Origin of the sequence: Xenorhabdus mauleonii (genome assembly GCF_900113945.1) — a bacterium.
Classification (GTDB): domain Bacteria; phylum Pseudomonadota; class Gammaproteobacteria; order Enterobacterales; family Enterobacteriaceae; genus Xenorhabdus; species Xenorhabdus mauleonii.
The window spans coordinates 386,344-400,900 of the sequence record NZ_FORG01000003.1; the positions used below are offsets into that span (position 1 = coordinate 386,344).

At 45.0% G+C, this 14,557-nt stretch carries 12 protein-coding genes, 2 tRNA genes and 1 rRNA gene; 4 read left to right on the forward strand and 11 right to left on the reverse strand.

Going from position 1 to position 14,557, the window contains the following annotated elements:
- Positions 1-53 precede the first annotated feature (53 nt).
- On the forward strand, positions 54-1,169 hold the full coding sequence (locus BM100_RS04795) for a class II histone deacetylase (protein ID WP_092508446.1): 1,116 nt from the start codon (positions 54-56) through the stop codon (positions 1,167-1,169).
- 134 nt (positions 1,170-1,303) lie between these two features.
- Here the strand turns inward: BM100_RS04795 and ilvC are convergent, their stop codons facing one another.
- Positions 1,304-2,782, reverse strand: coding sequence for a ketol-acid reductoisomerase (gene ilvC / locus BM100_RS04800; protein WP_092508448.1), 1,479 nt, complete (start codon positions 2,780-2,782; stop codon positions 1,304-1,306).
- 159 nt (positions 2,783-2,941) lie between these two features.
- Between ilvC and ilvY the strand changes: the two genes are divergently transcribed.
- Positions 2,942-3,820, forward strand: a complete 879-nt coding sequence (gene ilvY / locus BM100_RS04805) for an HTH-type transcriptional activator IlvY (RefSeq protein WP_092508450.1) — start codon at positions 2,942-2,944, stop codon at positions 3,818-3,820.
- A gap of 120 nt (positions 3,821-3,940) precedes the next feature.
- Here ilvY and ilvA read toward each other — a convergent pair whose 3' ends face one another.
- The 6 genes from ilvA to ilvL form a co-directional block, all read right to left on the reverse strand.
- Positions 3,941-5,488, reverse strand: a complete 1,548-nt coding sequence (gene ilvA, locus BM100_RS04810; protein ID WP_092508452.1) for a threonine ammonia-lyase, biosynthetic — start codon at positions 5,486-5,488, stop codon at positions 3,941-3,943.
- A gap of 2 nt (positions 5,489-5,490) precedes the next feature.
- Positions 5,491-7,341: a dihydroxy-acid dehydratase gene (gene ilvD, locus BM100_RS04815; RefSeq protein WP_092508511.1), complete on the reverse strand. Its 1,851-nt coding sequence runs from the start codon at positions 7,339-7,341 to the stop codon at positions 5,491-5,493.
- 91 nt (positions 7,342-7,432) lie between these two features.
- Complete coding sequence (locus tag BM100_RS04820) at positions 7,433-8,359, reverse strand: branched-chain amino acid transaminase (protein ID WP_092508454.1); 927 nt, start codon at positions 8,357-8,359, stop codon at positions 7,433-7,435.
- Positions 8,360-8,383: 24 nt separating this feature from the next.
- Complete coding sequence (gene ilvM / locus BM100_RS04825) at positions 8,384-8,641, reverse strand: acetolactate synthase 2 small subunit (RefSeq protein ID WP_092508456.1); 258 nt, start codon at positions 8,639-8,641, stop codon at positions 8,384-8,386.
- The gene (ilvG, locus tag BM100_RS04830; RefSeq protein WP_092508458.1) at positions 8,638-10,284 is read right to left on the reverse strand and encodes an acetolactate synthase 2 catalytic subunit; all 1,647 of its coding nucleotides are present in this window, start codon (positions 10,282-10,284) and stop codon (positions 8,638-8,640) included. The genes ilvM and ilvG overlap by 4 nt, the downstream gene beginning before the upstream one ends.
- Positions 10,285-10,429: 145 nt before the next feature.
- The gene (ilvL, locus tag BM100_RS04835; protein ID WP_092508460.1) at positions 10,430-10,528 is read right to left on the reverse strand and encodes an ilv operon leader peptide; all 99 of its coding nucleotides are present in this window, start codon (positions 10,526-10,528) and stop codon (positions 10,430-10,432) included.
- Between the two features lie 599 nt (positions 10,529-11,127).
- On the opposite strand from ilvL, the gene BM100_RS04840 reads away from it, so the two are divergent.
- Complete coding sequence (locus tag BM100_RS04840; protein ID WP_092508462.1) at positions 11,128-12,654, forward strand: YifB family Mg chelatase-like AAA ATPase; 1,527 nt, start codon at positions 11,128-11,130, stop codon at positions 12,652-12,654.
- A 54-nt stretch (positions 12,655-12,708) separates the two neighbouring features.
- On the opposite strand, the gene BM100_RS04845 is transcribed toward BM100_RS04840, so the two are convergent.
- A complete protein-coding gene (locus BM100_RS04845) occupies positions 12,709-13,047 on the reverse strand; it encodes a MaoP family protein (protein WP_092508464.1) in 339 nt (112 codons plus the stop codon).
- 116 nt (positions 13,048-13,163) lie between these two features.
- Between BM100_RS04845 and hdfR the strand changes: the two genes are divergently transcribed.
- On the forward strand, positions 13,164-14,000 hold the full coding sequence (hdfR, locus tag BM100_RS04850) for an HTH-type transcriptional regulator HdfR (RefSeq protein ID WP_092508466.1): 837 nt from the start codon (positions 13,164-13,166) through the stop codon (positions 13,998-14,000).
- 247 nt (positions 14,001-14,247) lie between these two features.
- Here the strand turns inward: hdfR and BM100_RS04855 are convergent.
- The 3 genes from BM100_RS04855 to rrf form a co-directional block, all read right to left on the reverse strand.
- Positions 14,248-14,323: transfer RNA gene (locus BM100_RS04855), tRNA-Trp, on the reverse strand.
- 8 nt (positions 14,324-14,331) lie between these two features.
- Positions 14,332-14,408, reverse strand: a tRNA-Asp gene (locus tag BM100_RS04860).
- Positions 14,409-14,465: 57 nt separating this feature from the next.
- A 5S ribosomal RNA gene (rrf, locus tag BM100_RS04865) occupies positions 14,466-14,557 on the reverse strand; the annotation flags it as partial.

A 14,557-nucleotide genomic window follows, 5' to 3' on the forward strand; every position in this document is an offset into this window, starting at 1 on the left:
GGTGTTATAACAATTTATTGTTGAGGTGAAATCAATCAAGAAGGAGATGCGATATGCTACGTAAAACTGGCTTTTTCTTTGATGAACTTTGTTTCTGGCATAGCTCTGGATTATCCCATGTTGTCACATTTCCTGTAGGTGGATGGGTTCAGCCTCCCGCAAGTAATGGGCATGCTGAATCCCCCGAAACCAAACGCAGAATGAAAAGTTTAATGGATGTTTCAGGCTTGAGTCGTTCATTGCATTTACGCAGTGCTGAGCCTCTCGATGATGAAGCATTAAAACTTGTCCATACCGAAGAGTATTTACATCGTTTTAAGTCCATGAGCGATAATGGCGGCGGTATATTGGAACCTTCTGCCCCAATGGGACCAGGTACCTATGAGATAGCCAAACTCTCTGCCGGACTGGCTTATGCCGCAGTAAAATCGGTATTGAGAGGTGAGTTGGATAATGCTTACAGCCTTTCCCGCCCTCCCGGACACCATTGCCTGCCTGATAGCGCGATGGGCTTTTGTTTTCTTGCCAATATTGCCCTTGCCATTGAGAACGCAAAAGAAAAACTTGGCGTTGGCCGAGTCGCAGTCGTTGACTGGGATGTTCATCATGGCAATGGAACACAACACATTTTCTGGGAACGTGATGATGTGCTGACGATTTCGCTGCACCAAGATGGAAGTTATCCTGAAGGTTACAGCGGAGAAGAAGATATCGGTGTCGGTAAAGGGGAAGGTTTCAATATCAATATCCCATTGATGGCAGGAGCCGGGCACAACAGCTATATGTATGCTATGGATAGTATTGTGCTGCCGGCACTTAAACGCTACCAGCCTGAATTGATTATTGTTGCCTGCGGCTATGATGCCAATGCGTACGATCCCCTGTCCCGAATGCAGCTGCACAGTAACAGCTACCGTGAAATGACCCGGAAAATACAACAAGTAGCGGATGAGTTATGCCACGGCAAACTGGTCATGGTACATGAAGGGGGATATTCCGAAGCCTATGTGCCGTTCTGTGGCTTGGCTGTTCTGGAGGAATTAAGTGGCGTCCGCACTGAAGTCAACGATCTTTCACTGGAAATGATCCAATTACAGCAGCCCAGAGAGCGATTTGAGGTTTTACAACGCCAACTGATTGATGAAATCAGATTAAGATTTAATCTGTAGTTTGTATTCTGTAATATCTAAAATATTCTGCCCGATATGATTTATCGGGCAGAATAAGGACTGTATTTTTTTATCTGCGTACTGTTTTATTCGGGTACTGCTTTATTGAGGCATTGTTTTATTAAGGTTTTGCTTTATCCGCCAACTGCAATGCGTTTCATATCAGTCATATAACCACGCAAAGTATGGCCGATGATTTCAATTGGATGATTACGGATGGCTTCATTCACATCACGCAATTGAGCATTATCGACGCCCCGATCGGCAACAGGTTTACCTAAATCCCCTGCTTGCAGGGTCGCCATAAATTTTTCTTTCAGCAGCGGAACCGCAACATGAGAGAACAGATAGTTGCCATATTCCGCGGTGTCAGAAATCACCACATTCATCTCATACAAACGCTTACGGGCAATCGTATTCGCTATCAGCGGCAATTCGTGCAATGACTCATAATAAGCAGACTCTTCAATGATGCCGGAATCTATCATCGTTTCAAATGCCAGCTCAACGCCAGCCTTCGCCATGGCTACCATCAGCACGCCGTGATCGAAATATTCCTGCTCACTAATGTGACCATTGTATTCAGGGTAATTTTCGAATGGCGTTTTGCCGGTTTCTTCACGCCAAGTCAGCAAGTTTTTATCATCATTCGCCCAGTCTGCCATCATTGTGGAAGAGAATTCACCGGAAATGATATCGTCCATGTGTTTCTGGAACAGCGGCGCCATAATGGTTTTCAACTGCTCGGAAAGTGCATAGGCACGTAATTTCGCCGAATTGGAGAGACGATCCATCATCAACGTAATTCCGCCCTGCTTCAGAGCTTCAGTCACGGTTTCCCAGCCAAACTGAATTAATTTTCCGGCATAGCCAGGCTCCGCACCATCAGCTATCAATCGGTCATAGCACAGCAAAGAACCAGCTTGCAGCATGCCACACAGAATAGTTTGCTCACCCATCAAATCGGATTTAACTTCTGCAACGAAAGACGATTCCAGAACACCGGCACGATGACCACCTGTCGCAGCGGCCCATGCTTTCGCGATAGCCATTCCTTCGCCTTTGGCATCATTTTCTGGGTGCACAGCAATCAGGGTTGGCACACCAAACCCACGTTTGTATTCTTCGCGAACTTCCGTTCCCGGGCATTTCGGGGCAACCATCACAACGGTGATATCTTTACGTACCTGCTCTCCCACTTCAACGATGTTGAAACCGTGGGAATAGCCCAATGCTGCGCCTTCTTTCATCAGGGGCTGGACGGCCTGAACGACTGATGAATGTTGTTTGTCTGGCGTTAAATTGACAACCAAATCGGCCTGTGGAATTAATTCTTCATAGGTGCCGACCTTGAAACCGTTTTCTGTTGCCTTGCGCCATGAAGCACGTTTTTCTTCAATTGCTTCTTTACGCAACGCATAAGAAATATCTAAGCCAGAATCACGCATGTTCAGGCCTTGGTTTAGCCCTTGAGCACCACAGCCAACGATCACTATCTTCTTGTTTTTTAAATACCCTGCCTCGTCAGCAAATTCTTCCCGCGTCATGAAACGACATTTGCCTAATTGCGCCAATTGCTGGCGTAAATTCAACGTATTAAAATAGTTAGCCATGGTGACTCCGATATAATTATGTGTGATGTCGTGTTTGCATAGAACCAATATATGACATGTACGCCATTGCTTAAATTGATATATTAACAAGACTGTATTGCAGTTTATGAAACAGGCCTTCCCATACAAACAGGTTTCTAAGCAAAAGGTTTACACGCGATGGATCTACGTGATTTAAAACTGTTTTTACACCTTGCGGAAAGTTGTCATTTTGGACGAACAGCCAAGGCCATGCATGTCAGCCCGTCGACGCTTTCACGCCAAATACAACGCCTTGAAGAGCTATTGGGACACCCGCTTTTTCTGCGGGATAATCGGACAGTGAAATTAACCTCCGCGGGTGAGCAACTTAAACAATTTGCTCAACAAACTCTCCTGCAATATACGCAACTAAGGCACTCGCTAAATCACCAAGCCCCTTCATTGACAGGAGAATTGCGCCTGTTTTGTTCGGTCACGGCTGCATATAGCCACCTGCCACAAGTATTGGATAAATTCAGGGCTGAACATCCTTTGGTGGAAATTAAACTGACAACCGGAGATGCCGCTGATGCCGTTGATAGAGTTCAATCCAATGAGGCAGATTTAGGTATCGCAGGCAAGCCAGAAAAACTGCCTGATAATGTCAGTTTCACCAAAATCGGTGAAATTCCGCTGGTACTGATTGCTCCGACTCTGCCCTGTACTGTCAAAACGCTCGCCACACAGGAATCTCCCGACTGGAATAAAATACCGTTTATTCTCCCTGAACACGGCCCTTCTCGTACACGCATTGAACTGTGGTTCCGGCGGAATAAAATCCTGCATCCCATGATTTACGCAACAGTCTCTGGTCATGAGGCGATTGTTTCCATGGTGGCATTAGGTTGTGGAATTGCCCTTATCCCTGCGGTTGTCGTCGAAAATAGCCCTGAGCCTGTACGTAACCGTATCTCTTTGCTGGATATTTCGTTGGTAGAACCGTTTGAATTAGGTGTTTGTGCATTGAATAAACGCTTAAATGAGCCTTTGATTAAAGCGTTTTGGGAACTGTTGTAATCTGCAGCGCCTTGGAGCTATCTGGCTATAAGCCACTGTAGGCGGTATGTGACGAAAAATAGCTCCAGAAAAGAGCTATTTTTCCGCTTGTTATAAGCACCAGTCGTTAAGAACGGATGGTTAAGTCAAAAATAATTTAAACGACGGGTTATCCGTTTCATCATGATAGTCATAACCCAACTCATCCAAATGGCGATCAAAGCGTAATTCAGGCTCTGAAAGTTCAAAAGCCGCCAATACACGACCATAATCCATGCCGTGACTACGATAATGAAATAAAGTGATATTCCAATGTGTGCCCAGTGTCTGTAAAAATTTCAGCAAGGCGCCCGGAGATTCAGGAAAAGCAAAGCTGAACAACCGCTCCTGCAGTGGCTTGGATGGTCTGCCGCCTATCATGTAACGAACATGCAGTTTTGCCATTTCATCATCAGTAAAATCAGCAACCTGATATCCCGATGCTTTCAACTCTTCAATAATTTCACACCGTTCCACATATCCACGGCTTAATCTAATGCCCACAAAAATACAGGCTTTGCTTGGATCAGTAGCATCCGAATAACGATAACTGAATTCAGTTACCACACGGGAACCCAATATCTGGCAAAAATGCAGGAAACTGCCTTTTTGTTCCGGAATGGTAACCGCCAATAACGCCTCTCGCTGCTCACCCAACTCACAACGTTCTGAAACGTAACGCAGACCATGAAAATTCACATTAGCGCCAGAAAGAATGTGCGCCAACCGTTCTCCCTGAATCTGATGTTGCTGGACATATTTCTTCAGCCCCGCCAATGCCAAGGCACCAGAAGGTTCCGCAATCGCCCTGACATCTTCAAAGATATCTTTCATCGCAGCACAAATAGCGTCGCTGTCCACCGTGATGACATCATCAACATACTGCTGGCATAAACGGAACGTTTCATCGCCAATGCGTTTCACCGCCACCCCTTCCGCAAATAAGCCAACTCTGGGCAAATCAACGGGACGCCCTGCTTCCAAAGCCGCTTTCAGACAAGCTGAATCTTCGGCTTCCACGCCAATGACCTTCATCTCAGGAACCAGTTGTTTGATGAGCACGGCAACGCCTGCAATCAATCCTCCCCCACCAACGGGAACAAAGATACGATCAAGGTGAACATCCTGCTGCAATAGCTCCATAGCTAATGTCGCCTGGCCCGCAATCACGGAGGGATGGTCAAAAGGGGGGATAAAGGTGTAACCCTGCTCTTTTGCCATCTCAATCGCTTTTGCTTTGGCTTCATCGAAATTCGCGCCGTGCAACAAAACTCGGCCGCCAAAGCTACGGACCGCATCGACTTTAATATCTGCCGTTGCTATCGGCATTACGACCGTTGCTTTCACGCCAACTTTATTTGCGGACAACGCAACGCCTTGCGCGTGGTTGCCCGCTGAAGCCGTAATCACTCCCCGGCTTTTTTGCTCTTCCGTCAAGGCAGCGATCATCGCGTATGCACCACGCAATTTGAAACTGTGCACTGGCTGACGATCTTCCCGTTTGACTAAAATCGTATTATTTAAACGAGAAGAAATTTTTTGCATTTCCTGTAATGGCGTAACTTGAGCAACGTCATACACGGGCGCACTCAATGCAGCTTTAAGATATTCCGCTCCATTGGGCTCTGTATTAAGAGAATAAACCGCCACAATCAGTACCCCAGCTTGGATTTATCACGCACGGCACCTTTGTCAGCGCTGGTCGCCAACGAAGCATAGGCACGTAATGCAAAAGAAACCTGACGCTGCCGCGAATGAGGTGTCCACGCTTTATCCCCGCGCGCTAATTCAGCCTCTGTACGTTCAGCCAATTCGATTTCGGCAACATCCAACTGAATTTTACGGTTTGGAATATCAATATCGATGATATCGCCATCTTGAATCAATCCAATCAGGCCGCCACTCGCCGCTTCAGGGGAAACGTGCCCGATGGAAAGACCCGATGTGCCACCAGAGAAACGCCCATCGGTGATCAACGCACAACTTTTGCCCAATCCCATTGACTTCAAGTAAGTCGTGGGATAAAGCATCTCTTGCATTCCAGGGCCACCTTTCGGGCCTTCGTAGCGAATGACAACCACATCTCCTGCCACCACTTTTCCACCCAAGATAGCATTAACGGCATCGTCCTGACTTTCATAGACCTTAGCCGGCCCCCGGAAAGTCAAACTGCCTTCATCAACCCCAGCCGTTTTTACAATGCAGCCATCCTCTGCAATGTTGCCAAACAGGACCGCCAAGCCCCCATCCTGACTGTAAGCATGCGCATATTCACGGATGCACCCTTCCTTACGATCATTATCCAACGTTGGCCAACGGCAATCCTGCGAGAAGGCTTGGGTGGTGCGTATACCCGCAGGCCCCGCCGCGTACATGCTCTTCACACTTTCATCTTCTGTTTGCATGATGTCGTACTGCGCCAAGGTTTGTGATAAGTCCAATCCCAACACATTTTTCACATTACGATGCAGAAGCCCTGCCCGCTCCAATTCACCAAGAATGCCAACCACGCCACCAGCACGGTGTACGTCTTCCATATGATATTTTTGAGTGCTCGGAGCAACTTTGCAGAGGTGAGGAACCTGACGGGAAAGGCGGTCAATGTCTGCCATGGTGAAATCAATCTCACCTTCCTGTGCGGCGGCAAGCAAATGCAGAACGGTATTAGTTGATCCACCCATAGCGATATCTAATGTCATGGCATTTTCAAATGCCGCTTTAGTCGCAATGCTGCGAGGTAAGGCGCTGTCATCATTTTTTTCGTAGTAACGTTTAGTTAATTCGACAATACGCTTGCCTGCATTGATGAACAGGTTCTTGCGATCTGCATGTGTCGCAAGCAATGAACCATTGCCCGGTTGCGAAAGCCCAAGCGCTTCAGTCAGGCAATTCATGGAGTTGGCTGTGAACATACCAGAACAGGAGCCGCAAGTCGGGCAAGCGGAACGCTCGATTTGATCACTTTGTTCATCACTGACGTTTGGATTAGCCCCTTGGATCATGGCATCAACTAAATCCAGCTTGATGATTTGATCAGATAAACGCGTTTTACCTGCTTCCATTGGGCCACCGGAAACAAAAATTACCGGAATGTTCAACCGCAGAGAGGCCATTAACATTCCCGGCGTTATTTTGTCGCAGTTGGAAATGCATACCATAGCATCAGCACAGTGGGCATTGACCATGTATTCAACCGAATCCGCAATCAACTCGCGCGAAGGCAGTGAATAAAGCATGCCGCCATGCCCCATCGCGATACCATCATCAACGGCGATGGTATTGAACTCTTTTGCGACTCCCCCTGCTGCCTCAATTTGTTCTGCCACCAATTTGCCAAGGTCACGTAAATGTACATGACCCGGCACAAACTGAGTGAATGAATTAACAACAGCGATAATGGGCTTTCCAAAATCTGCATCGGTCATCCCCGTGGCTCGCCATAAAGCACGGGCACCTGCCATATTACGGCCATGTGTCGTCGTGGCAGAACGGTATTTAGGCATTGCTTTTACTCCCATGTCTGTCTTATCTAATAACTTCACAATCATCAGAACAGGCGGGGAACAACCGCCTGTTGGCTTTTATATTTTTTTATTAAGGATTAACTGGATCCAGCCAGCCCCATTTATCTTCTGTCGTACCATCAAAGAGGCCAAAGAATGCACTTTGGATTTTTTTGGTGATAGGGCCACATTTGCCGATGCCAACTTGAATGCCATCGACACTACGAACCGGTGTGATTTCCGCGGCAGTGCCAGTCATAAAGACTTCATCAGCCAAATAGAGCGATTCGCGAGAAAGTGTTTGCTCACGAACTTCCAGGCCCAGATCCTGAGCCAGTTTAATTATTGCATCACGCGTGATCCCCGGCAGAGCGGATGAAGTAAATGGCGGAGTAAACAAAACCCCATCTTTAACTTCAAATAGATTTTCACCCGCACCTTCTGAAATATGACCATGAATATCCAATGCAATCCCTTCCTGATAACCGTGACGTCGGGCTTCACTCCCCACCAGCAAGGATGAAAGGTAATTTCCTCCTGCTTTTGCGCCCGTCGGGATCGTATTTGCTGCTACACGGTTCCATGAAGAAACCATTGCATCAACTCCCTGCTCCAACGCATCTTCACCAAGATAAGTTCCCCAAGGAAAGGCTGCAATAATAACGTCTGTTTTATAACCCGCAGGAGGATTAACACCCATGCCAACATCACCAATAAATACCAACGGGCGAATGTAAGCACTGGTTAATTTATTTTTACGAAGGGTTTCACGACACGCCTCCATCAGTTCATCGACACTATAAGTCACCGGGAAACGATAAATCTTGGCTGAGTCACGCAAGCGCTGCATATGTTCACGATGGCGAAACACAACTGGCCCTTTGTGAGAGTTATAACAACGAATACCCTCAAATACCGAAGTACCATAATGCAAGGCATGGGACATCACGTGAACTTTTGCTTCTGTCCAAGGCACCATTTCCCCATTGAACCAGATGTAATCGGCTTGCTTTGTCATTCTCAGTTTTCCTTCAATTGCGCATTATGCGCTTATCAATTGTGATTTTTTGTGTTTGATCTCAACGCCTGCGACATCGACTAATTTCATCAGTTGTGAAAAAAGTAAATTAACAGGACGCTGGCTGGATACTGTCAGCTCGATGCTTACATTATCACTATCTTCCGCATGATCCATATTCAATGCACATATTTGAAACCCACGATGGCGGGTAACCCTCAGAATTCTTTCCAAAATTTCAGGACAATATCTTGCCTGAATAGCCAGTTTATGTTGCATCATAATGACTTCTCCAACATAGTCGCGTTGCTTGAACCTGGGGGAACCAACGGCCAAACATTTTCTAATTCATCAATGGATACATGTAACAAATACGCACCCGGACTATTGAACAAAGCATCCAAGGCATCTTCCACCTGCGCTTTATCGGTGATGTGCTGCCCAGGAATATCAAAGGCTTGTGCCAGTGCAATAAAATCAGGGTTATCAGTTAAGATCGTTTCGCTATAACGTTTTTCAAAAAACAGCTCTTGCCACTGGCGGACCATTCCCAAGCGCTGGTTATCCAACAAGATCATTTTGACCGGCAATTGCTTACGCTTGATTGTGCCCAACTCCTGAACATTCATCATGAAAGAGCCGTCACCGGATATGCAGATGACCATATCTTCCGGACGCGCCATTTGTGCGCCAATTGCGGCAGGAATACCAAACCCCATCGTGCCCAATCCACTTGAGGTGATGAAATTTTCCGGCTGACTGAATGTCATGTGTTGAGCTGTCCACATTTGGTGTTGCCCTACATCGGTTGTAATTATGGTATTCGAGGATGAACGGTCAGAAACCTGCTTCAACAGCAACGGCGCATAAATGCTTTCACCTGGGTAGTCATAGCAACATACGTGTTCGTTTTTTAATTGCTTTACTTCTTGCTGCCAGTCTTGAATTGACAAAGTTTGCTGTAAATGAGGCAGTAATTCTTTTAAATCACCCAATAACGAAATATGCGTTTGGCGCAATTTATTAAATTCTGCAGGATCAATGTCCAAATGAATGACTTTGGCATTGGGCGCAAACGTATTCAGCTTCCCTGTCACACGATCATCAAAACGAGCACCAGCAGCAATTAACAAATCACAAGATTGAACAGCAAAATTGGCGGCTTTAGAGCCATGCATTCCCAACATGCCCAAATAGTATTCGTGGTCACAATCCGCAGCTCCCAACCCTTTTAATGTGGAGACAACAGGCATTCCTGTCTCGGCAACAAAACGGCGCAATTCAGGAACGGCTCCGGACATGCCAACACCGCCGCCTACGTACAATACAGGTTTCTGGGATGAGGCCAACAAATCGCGGGCTTGTTCCAATTCTCTCTGTGGAAGAGGTGAATTTTGAGATGTCGGTATCAGGTACGGAGCAAAATCCCCCTGAGCCAATTGAATGTCTTTCGGAAAATCAATCAAAACAGGTCCGGGACGATCACTCATGGCAATGCTAAAAGCATCAGCCATAACTTGGGGTATTTTCTCTACTGAATCGATCAGAAAACTATGTTTCGTACACGAAAGAGACATTCCCAAGATATCAATTTCCTGAAAGGCATCCGTTCCGATAAATTCAGTACCAACCTGACCAGTGATAGCGATAACAGGAACAGAATCCAGCAGAGCATCAGCCAATCCGGTGATTAAATTTGTCGCTCCAGGCCCTGAGGTTGCAATACAAACTCCAGGCTTACCACTTGCTCTTGCATAGCCGATTGCAGCTATGACAGCTCCCTGCTCATGACGGCATAACACGTGTTCAATTCCGCCGTCATACAGAGCATCATAAACGGGCATGATAGCCCCGCCGGGATAACCGAAAACTTTTTCAATCCCCTGCTCTCGTAATGCTGCTATAAGTGATTGTGCGCCGTTCATTGTTCCCCCATTGAATTCAGCCTGTGTTTGCTTGTTGTGACGTATTAGTTATGTTTGTTTTTGTTTACATGCCAGGGCGCCAAAAAAAACCCCCGCGCCTTTCGGTGCGGGGGTTTTTGTGAAATCTGGCTATTTTTCTGTCTGTCTAAGCCTTCCTTCGTCCAAGTGCAGCCCCGCACGGTGGGATAATAATCACCACCACACTCACAATAATTAGGCTAATAGCTAGGACAAAAGCGTTCATAATTTAGTTCGTTCTGCTTCTCATGCTTGACGTATATTTAAGAGTTATCACTTTCTATGAACATTGACAATAATTATTTTTTATTTTTTCATAACAAAATTATTTTATTTATATTTTTCATTCAGATAGATATTAAAGCAGATAAATCTGCTTTAGCCGACTCAGTTTACATGTAGAAAAATAACTATCCATCTGTTTAATAACATTATTAATAAATAAAACCGCAAAAAAACAATTTAATCATCTGTCTGTTAGTGGCGTAACAGAAAACATAATCGAAAATAATAATGTTGGCTAATAGTTATTATTGTTAACAAAATTCATTTATGAAATACATAACCATACCTAATAATTATTAATTGATTACTATCACGATAAGTATCATTCGGAAATTGATATAGGGCGTTATCAGGCTGTGCTTATTTATCTGATTATTCATAAATAATATGGAGTTATTATTTGATCAAAATGAAAACATAAACCTAAAAATAACCGTAAGAATAAATATCTTTACGAATCTCCTCGCAAAATAACCTAAAGAGACTTTTTATTATTTTTTATCGATTCATGATATTTGCTTTCTTGCTAAGGAGAGCATCATGGCACTCGCCGTCATTCATACACGGGCAACAATTGGCATTGATTCCCCTATTGTTACTATAGAAGCCCATATCAGTAATGGATTACCCGGCCTGACCCTTGTTGGTTTACCTGAAACTACCGTCAAGGAAGCTCGAGATCGGGTCAGAAGCGCATTGTTAAACAGCGGGTTTGCTTATCCACCCAAAAGGATCACGGTTAATTTAGCCCCCGCAGATCTCCCAAAAGAAGGTGGAAGATATGATCTACCTATTGCTATCGCGATACTGGCAGCATCGGAACAAATATCAACAGAAAAGCTGCAAAATTACGAATTTTTAGGTGAGTTAGCGCTTTCTGGAGAAATACGGCGCGTGACGGGAGCCATCCCCGCAGCCTTGAGTGCAAAAAGAGCAAGAAGGCAGCTGATCCTCTCTTCAGAGAACAAAACTGAACTGGCAATTTTGTCCCAAGATGAAGTATTGATGGCTGAACATTTGCTGCAGGTTTGTTATTTTCTGCAAGGAAAAGATACCCAATTATCTTCCCCTGAGCCTATTGAGCTACAGACTGAACCATCTATTTTGGATATGCAGGATATCATCGGGCAGGAACAAGCCAAACGGGCATTGGAGATAACGGCTGCCGGAGGGCATAATCTTCTGCTACTCGGCCCTCCCGGAACAGGTAAGACCATGCTGGCCAGCCGATTATGTCACCTATTACCACCATTAACGCATCAGGAAGCTCTGGAAGTCGCCGCAATCAATAGTCTGGTCGGATACTCAATTACCCCTCAAAAATGGCATACACGCCCATTTAGAGCCCCTCATCATAGTTCATCAATGGCAGCTCTCGTTGGAGGAGGTTCAATACCAAAACCAGGTGAAATATCTCTCGCACATAATGGAGTACTGTTTCTGGACGAATTGCCTGAATTCAATCGCAGTGTTCTTGATGCATTGCGTGAGCCTTTAGAGGCTGGCGCAATAGTTATATCCCGTGCAAAGGCAAAAGTCTGCTTTCCGGCTCAGGTTCAGCTTATCGCAGCAATGAACCCTAGCCCAACCGGTTATCATCAAGGTTTACACAACCGAAGCAGCCCACAACAAGTATTACGCTATCTTTCCAAACTTTCCGGGCCATTTTTAGATCGCTTTGATCTCTCAATTGAAGTTCCTCTGCTTCCTCTTGGCACTCTGAGTCAATCATCAATAAAACATGGAGAAAGTAGCCATGAAATCAAAAAACGAGTACAGATCGCCAGAAAAGTGCAAATCGAACGTTGTGGGCATGTTAATGCTTGCCTCAATAGCAAACAAACTGAAAGTATTTGCAAATTAAAGGCGGAAGATGCCGTTTTTCTGGAAAATACCTTATTAAAATTAGGGTTATCAATACGAGCCTGGCACCGGATACTCAAAGTTTCTCGTACTATTGCTGACCTAAAAGGGCAAAAAGGAATAGAAAAACCAGATATTATGGAAGCACTGAGCTATAGAAGTATAGATAGGCTACTTATTCAGCTACAAAAACAAGCCGGATAAATGAAAAAGGGGCTTTCGCCCCTTTGGAGAGATGATTAATATCAAATGATGATATTAATCATCATTATCGGTATAGTCCTCAGAAGAATCTACTTGTGGTTTTCCGCCAGAAAGAGTATGAAAACGTTTTGGACGGCTGATCTTTGCCAAATACTTAGCCCATACTTTTTCCTCCGTTGTCACCGGAGCACGCTCACCGCGGCAGACCGCAACAAACAGTTTTTCTTCTTCTGTTTGAGGTTCACGTTTACCAAGATCCAATTCATTAAACGCATACCCATAGCGTTCTAATAATTGGGCTTCTTTGATGGTGAAATCACCATGACGGGAAAATCCACGTGGATAATGTTTATTATCAAAAAAACGATTAGTCGTGATGAAGCTTTCAGCCATCTGACACACTCCTAACTCTAATGTCATACTAATTATGGCGCGGAGTATTAGGGAGGCTTGACATTCTGTAAAACAAAATATTTAAATCTTAACGACAAAAACTATTGGAGATGCATGTGGACACTGAATTACTGAAAACCTTTTTGGAAGTCAGTAAGACTCGTCACTTTGGTCGGGCAGCTGAATCGCTCTATTTAACACAATCTGCTGTTAGCTTTCGGATCCGCCAACTTGAAAATCAGTTGGGTACCAATTTATTCACACGGCATCGTAATAATATCCGCCTTACTGCGGCCGGAGAACGCCTTGTTCCCTATGCAGAGTCATTAATGAATACTTGGCAATTAGCAAAGAAAGAAATCAATTATGTTGCCCACCATACCGAACTTTCTATCGGCTCTATTGCGTCGCTATGGGAAGGTTATCTGACATCCTGGCTGAATTCGTTTTATAAATTCCATCAAGAAACAAGAATCGAATCAGTGGTATCTACACGTCAATCGTTAGTCAAGCAGTTGCATTCTCGTGAATTAGATCTTTTGATTACCACAGAGCCACCAAAAATGGATGAATTCCAAAGCCAGTTGATCGGTAACATTCAGCTTGTTCTATCGACGACGCAACATAATCTTGAAAAGGGTGTTGAAAATTACATCAAATTAGAGTGGGGCGCTGATTTCCATCAACAAGAACAGCAAATTTTAAAGAATGAACACCCACCTATCATCACAACCACATCGGCACATATCGCCAGAGAATTATTGGATAGTGTCAATGCGACAACATTCCTTCCTGTCCACTGGCAAGAAGAATATCCCAAGCTTGTAGCGTCACCTAATGCCGGGTTGATAGAACGGCCTTTATATGCAGTATGGCTGCAAAATAGTGACCAACAAGCCCTTATCCAACAACTAATAAAAATTCCCGTCGAAAAAGCACCTATTAAGCTTTGAGGATAACGTTTCTGCTAAAAAAGGTTCTACCTGTGCGTATACGTAGAATAGAATGAGTGATGTCTATGGAAATGCAATATCTACAGGAAAGGTAGGACTATATCACCACCAAAAATATAGTAAAAATCAAAAGGTAACGAGGATTATGGGTGAGTGATATACAAAAAACACAAATAAGAAAAAACCCAGCTAATTTTAGCTGGGCTATTAATCTGAAAGCTATATCAATTATTACTTAGTTGTTAACTGGCAGGGGCGGAGAGACTCGAACTCCCAACACCCGGTTTTGGAGACCGGTGCTCTACCAATTGAACTACGCCCCTAAATACGGTGGCGGTGCGGACGGGACTCGAACCCGCGACCCCCGGCGTGACAGGCCGGTATTCTAACCAACTGAACTACCGCACCACCGAATTTCGTTTGCCTTGACTGCCTTTTATGCCGGCAATCGGCTTTTAAATTAATGTCTGGCAGTGTCCTACTCTCACATGGGGAGACCCCACACTACCATCGGCGCTACGGCGTTTCACTGCTGAGTTCGGCATGGGGTCAGGTGG

Excerpts from the sequence above, each read along its gene's own strand:
- BM100_RS04820 (WP_092508454.1), bottom strand. The coding sequence starts at position 8,359 with ATGACAAAGCAAGCCGATTACATCTGGTTCAATGGGGAAATGGTGCCT.
- ilvD (WP_092508511.1), bottom strand. The coding sequence starts at position 7,341 with ATGCCTAAATACCGTTCTGCCACGACGACACATGGCCGTAATATGGCA.
- ilvY (WP_092508450.1), top strand. The coding sequence starts at position 2,942 with ATGGATCTACGTGATTTAAAACTGTTTTTACACCTTGCGGAAAGTTGT.
- BM100_RS04840 (WP_092508462.1), top strand. The coding sequence starts at position 11,128 with ATGGCACTCGCCGTCATTCATACACGGGCAACAATTGGCATTGATTCC.
- BM100_RS04845 (WP_092508464.1), bottom strand. The coding sequence starts at position 13,047 with ATGGCTGAAAGCTTCATCACGACTAATCGTTTTTTTGATAATAAACAT.
- ilvG (WP_092508458.1), bottom strand. The coding sequence starts at position 10,284 with ATGAACGGCGCACAATCACTTATAGCAGCATTACGAGAGCAGGGGATT.
- ilvM (WP_092508456.1), bottom strand. The coding sequence starts at position 8,641 with ATGATGCAACATAAACTGGCTATTCAGGCAAGATATTGTCCTGAAATT.
- BM100_RS04795 (WP_092508446.1), top strand. The coding sequence starts at position 54 with ATGCTACGTAAAACTGGCTTTTTCTTTGATGAACTTTGTTTCTGGCAT.
- ilvC (WP_092508448.1), bottom strand. The coding sequence starts at position 2,782 with ATGGCTAACTATTTTAATACGTTGAATTTACGCCAGCAATTGGCGCAA.
- ilvL (WP_092508460.1), bottom strand. The coding sequence starts at position 10,528 with ATGAACGCTTTTGTCCTAGCTATTAGCCTAATTATTGTGAGTGTGGTG.